Here is a 4,566-nt window from a genome sequence, read left to right on the forward strand (position 1 = left end):
AAAGCGCTTGGCGTAACTTTTCCATAAATACCACCAAGTAAATATTATGGCCACAAGAAAACAAGACACTGCCTCTAAATGACCATCGAAATTATCTTAAAAAATCAGTAAAATAAATACTAGCGCATAATGTTTTTTTGAGTTATAGCCTCCGCGATCTGAATTGTTTTATTCTCATCACCAACATAAAACGATAATGTCTTTGCTGAATTGAGTTGCGAAAGTGAGATAGCCTTTCCGTTTAAAACCATAAGAATATAATTATTCTTATTTTCTAATGCTTTATCAATTATCAATTGTCCATTCTTGTTAGGACTGATCTGTAGAAACCAATTACCTTCATTACTTTGACCAAATGACATGGACGCAAGTTCATTCCGAGTCAGAACAGTATTTGTATCGAAATACCATTTCCTGTCGACGATGATAATTTCAGCCCATCCATTGTGCGGCTGCTCAGAAAGAGGAAGAAGTATAAGAGAAGATACCTCTTTATTTATTTGGGGGGTGAGAGGAGTTACAACACTTTTAACATTCTTCTGATGACAGGCGCTCAGAGTGAATAAAATAACTAATAGGCTTAGGATTGTGATATTTCTTTTCATATATTTACCTTGAAATTGCTTTATACTATCTATTACTGTACAGCAACAAAACCTTATGTTTATAAAAGTTACACCATTTACTTTCCTATATTGATTATTTTAATTTTTATTAGATTCTGGTGGGCAAATGGAATTTTCAGGTTTAATAGCTCTCCAGTATATATTAGCGACTAATTTATCTGAGTTAAAAATAATTTTAAGTTGACAAATTGTAACTTGATTGTTAGTGTGTTTTAACGTATTGAAGTGAAGGAGATAATCCCATTCTCTCACAGAAAATAGACCTTCACCAAAATGCGGCCTACCGATAAGCAAATAGACCTGATCTTTGGTCATCCCTTTATTCAAAAGCGAAATACTTTCGGATGTCGGGAATACTCCACGTCCTGATCTTAACTTCGCGTTTACAGGTTCTGGCCACACTATCTCTTTAACTCCACCATCACGATCTGGGCGACTCATGTTTTGATTACATCCTGAAATAATTGTAGCACATGCAATAAAAATTATAATTTTGAATGAGTTCGATTTCATTATTTGCTATCCAAATCAAATTTTATTTATAGGGGTGTTTCCACCCCTGTTTTATCAGAACTGAAATCCTACTCCAACAGATGCTCCAGTTTGACTTCTAGTTGTTGTTGAATAAGAACCTTTTAATATCCAATTGCCGTTATCTGAGATGGTTGAAAGGCCAATAGCTAAACTGTTTTCACCTTGGAATGACCCACCGCTCATGGACATCATACTTTTACCTGGAATATACGCCTGTGTTAACCCCGCCGTTGCAATAGCAGCAGCTGCACCTGCGTTAGCTCTACGTTCAACCCGATTAATTTGGTTGTCAAGACTACTGAAAGCCTGTTGTAGCTGTCCGTAGTTAACAGCATCACTTGTACGCTTGGCATTACCAACATTTTGTATGGTATTTCCTCCCATGTCAATATTAGCACCACTTGAGACAGCTAAAGACTCTGTAGTAGTTAATGATTTAACATTAACATTGTCGTTTAGATTAATGCTCAGCACATTACCATTAACTGTCGTCTTGATATTTTTATTATCACCTTTAACATTTACCAAACTTCCCATTTTTGCTTCATACGGTGTACCACTATCTGCCTTAAACGTAATTGGTTTAGTTACTTCACTGCTGATAAACTCATGGAGTTGCCCACCATTGACAGCATCTTTACTCCCCTGAGCAATAATACCATCAGCTATATTAGCAATCTTTAATCCGGCACCATCAATACCAACTTGGCTCAGAGAAGGGCCATTTTCAACACTGATGCTCTCTTTAACGTTGACAGAATCGGAAAGGTTAAAACTAACCTGATTATCTTTTTTGGATATGCTGATATTTTTATCAGTATTATTAAGGTCAACTGTTTCAGAAGGTTTTATAGCACTTTCTTGTTTACCATTTACTGACAGGTTCCAACCTCCGCTTACTGATTCAGCAGTCGTTCTGATGGAATCAATAGCATCATGAATAGTATTTTTCCCTGTATTACCTACATTGCTGGAGATCATCTCACCATTATGGCTTACATAAGTATCACCTCCAATAACATTGGCAATTGATGTAGTAACTGTATGAACTTGTCCACCATTCACGACATCGCTACTGCCCATAGCGATGGCACCGTCACTAACGCCAGAAATTTTCCCACTGCTATTGCTATTTATAACAACATTGCCAAATACTGGACTTTCAGATATTTGAATTGATATAACTCCGGAGGATGCATCCGCAACTGTTTTAATGTTTTTTCCACTATAATTACCATTAACTGCACCATCTCCTTTCAGAGCTAAAACCTCACCAGATTTACGTTTGATATCATCGCCTTCATTAGCAGAAAACGTTACCCCTTGGCTAACTGAATTTGAAAGATTATCTAACTGACGTTTATTGACCGCATCACTGTCATTTACAGCATCTGCAACATTAGTGATAGTTTTATTTCCAGCATCTATACCTGTAACTGTGACAGTGGGTCCACCTGTAATATAAAGCCCTGAGTTGTTAATTAATGTATTACCAGTCTTAACGCTAGTGACATCTAGATTATTCGCCAGTTGAATATCTATTATACCGTCATTAGCTTCAGTTCTAATGTTTTTGTTACTTGCAGTTTCTCCATTTGTAAGACCTCCGCGGATAGTAGTTGTTTCACCAAAGAAGCGTTTAAACGCTCCAGAATTACCAGCAAATAAGTTGCCCTTATCTACTTCAGATGAAACTGCAAATAGCTGACTACCATTTATGGCATCAGTGCTAGTAGCCGAAATTCGTCCAGCCGCAAGATTCGATAGAGTGCGCTCTTTTCCAGAAGCACCAATACTTACAGTTGATACTGGAGTTGAGCCTGCAAATGAGTGTGTCACCCCATTTACTATATATTCTGGAGTTGCAACAGCAGATGATACTGTCGTAGAATTACCTAGGGCAACTGAATTATCTATAGCATTATCTACTGCATTTCCAAGGATAAAAGCATTATTTGCCGTTATTTTATTGTTATTACCAATTGAATAAGAAGCGGACCCTGATATAGTGCTTGGGTCACCTATTGCACCCGATTTCTCACCACTTACGATGTTTCCTGTACCTATACTGATAGTATCCATAGCAACTGCTTTTGCACCGTTACCTATCGCTATCGAATCAGGTCCCGAAGCCATAGCATTAGTGCTTAGAGCTGTAGCATTGACCCCAGAAGCCGTGGTAAAGCGACCTATAGCTGTTGCATTATTTGCCGATGAATTTGCATTAAAACCCACAGCAATACTTTCAAACCCCGTAGCCTTAACAGAAGACCCAAGCCCCACTACATTTCGTGTTGGAGCAGCAACGCCTCCATTGGCAAAATTACCGATTAATACACTTCTGTCATTATTTGTTCCTAATCCTGCCTGAGAACCTATAATAATTGATCGATCTGACATTGATTGTTGCCCAGCTAAGTGGCCAACATACACATTATTATCACCAGTTGACCGATCGCCAGCAATAGAACCTACAGCGACATTACTATCACCAGATAGTTGTCGTCCCGAAGCATTCCCGACTAAGGTATTTCCACCAGGGCCATATCCTGGAAAAGTAGTGTTTTTACCATCATTAGAACTCAAACCAACTCCAGCCCCGTTTCCAATCATTATATTAGAAACGCTTCTATTATCTGTGATTTCTGTTCCAGCATTATCTCCTACAGATATATTTCCATATGATACTGTGTTTTTTCCTGCCTGCTTACCAATATTAATACTTGGAGCTCGTTTGCTATCTTCGGTAGCATCTTGAGAGCCAGATAGCACCATCCCTGCTTCAAAACCCAAAGCAACACTATAATCTCTTTTTGCCTGACTTCCAGCATTAGTACCTATGTTGATATTCTGAATATTCCAGTTATCAATAGTCCCGCTTCCTGCATTCTCACCGATAGAGATCACTCGACCACCATCAGCTACGGAACCTACTCCAAGGGCAATATTATTTTGTTTTCCAATCCAGGTTCTCTCAGACTTACCAGCATCTTTTAGGCTTAAGATATCTTCTCGCCCTGCACGTGCATTTGTACCTATTGCCACAGATCCAGTTGTAAATGAGTTGTCGGAACCAATACTGATAGTATTTGCAGCCGATGCAATTGCACTATTCCCTATCGCAATAGCATTTTGTGCAGCAGATTTTGAGTTATAACCAACTGCTAACCCAGCACTAGCATTTTTACTCACTAGTGCGTTGTTCCCGATCGCTATACTCTTCACGGAACCACTAGTATTGGCCCCTGCACCACAAAACAGGTCATTTTCACTTGTACCTGTAGTACTACAGGAAACAGGTGTAGCTGAGTAAACTGAATTAAATCCTATTGAGTTTATTACCAGAAAAGCAACCGGTGTAAATACGGCATGTTTTCTCTTCATTATAGAGTTGTCCCTATCAACT

At 38.6% G+C, this 4,566-nt stretch carries 3 protein-coding genes; all 3 read right to left on the reverse strand.

From position 1 onward, the window contains the following. Window positions 1–119 precede the first annotated feature (119 nt). The 3 genes from FDX01_RS23830 to FDX01_RS13525 all read right to left on the reverse strand — a co-directional run bounded on the left by FDX01_RS23830 (window position 120) and on the right by FDX01_RS13525 (window position 4,544). Window positions 120–605, reverse strand: a complete 486-nt coding sequence (locus tag FDX01_RS23830) for a hypothetical protein (protein ID WP_239944593.1) — start codon at window positions 603–605, stop codon at window positions 120–122. Between the two features lie 99 nt (window positions 606–704). Further along, complete coding sequence (gene bamE / locus FDX01_RS13520; protein WP_115259208.1) at window positions 705–1,139, reverse strand: outer membrane protein assembly factor BamE; 435 nt, start codon at window positions 1,137–1,139, stop codon at window positions 705–707. A gap of 54 nt (window positions 1,140–1,193) precedes the next feature. Beyond that, window positions 1,194–4,544, reverse strand: a complete 3,351-nt coding sequence (locus FDX01_RS13525; RefSeq protein ID WP_137399924.1) for a YadA-like family protein — start codon at window positions 4,542–4,544, stop codon at window positions 1,194–1,196. Window positions 4,545–4,566: the final 22 nt, after the last annotated feature.

Source organism: Citrobacter sp. wls613 (assembly GCF_005281195.1).
In the GTDB taxonomy this organism is placed as follows: Bacteria; Pseudomonadota; Gammaproteobacteria; order Enterobacterales; family Enterobacteriaceae; genus Citrobacter; species Citrobacter gillenii.

Excerpts from the sequence above, each read along its gene's own strand:
- FDX01_RS23830 (WP_239944593.1), bottom strand. The coding sequence starts at position 605 with ATGAAAAGAAATATCACAATCCTAAGCCTATTAGTTATTTTATTCACT.
- bamE (WP_115259208.1), bottom strand. The coding sequence starts at position 1,139 with ATGAAATCGAACTCATTCAAAATTATAATTTTTATTGCATGTGCTACA.
- FDX01_RS13525 (WP_137399924.1), bottom strand. The coding sequence starts at position 4,544 with ATGAAGAGAAAACATGCCGTATTTACACCGGTTGCTTTTCTGGTAATA.